The 502-nt window shown below is 63.3% G+C and carries 1 protein-coding gene; it reads right to left on the minus strand.

Annotation, left to right across the window (positions count from 1 at the left end):
* On the minus strand, positions 1–384 hold a 384-nt coding region (locus BN2476_RS45230), incomplete at its 3' end, for a glycosyltransferase family 4 protein (RefSeq protein ID WP_143811278.1).
* Positions 385–502 lie beyond the last annotated feature (118 nt).

A 502-nucleotide genomic window follows, 5' to 3' on the forward strand; every position in this document is an offset into this window, starting at 1 on the left:
CCACAATCCCTTGCTGAGGCCAAACGGGTAGTACCTGCTGTTGAACCAGCCGGAGTGGACGAAGTGCGCGGTGTTGACGTCGGCGGGACTCCATGTGATGAAGCCGTTGACGTGCAGCACGTCGTACTCCTCGCGGTGCGTGCGCAGCCACCGCGCGCTCTTGAGCGCGAACACCTGCTGGCGCAGCAGATTGGTCGGCCAGAAGCGGCCGATCTTCACAGGCACCCAGCTCACGAGCGGATGCTTCAGCAGTTCGGGCGCGACGTGCGAGGCGATCAGCGTGACCTCGATGTTCTCGTCGAGCGCCGCGCGCGCGATCTCGTGATTGACGCGGCCCTGCCCGTCGTTATGACGCACCACGTGCGTGACGATGGCGACTCTCAATCAGTGGCCTCCATGAAAAAATGATTGGCGGCGCCGGTTCAGCTTTTGCCAGTGCGCCGCGGAAAGAATCGAAAACGCGCCCATGAAGAGCAGCAGCCCGCCCGAGCCCACGAGACTC

It is taken from the genome of Paraburkholderia piptadeniae (assembly GCF_900007165.1).
In the GTDB taxonomy this organism is placed as follows: Bacteria; Pseudomonadota; Gammaproteobacteria; order Burkholderiales; family Burkholderiaceae; genus Paraburkholderia; species Paraburkholderia piptadeniae.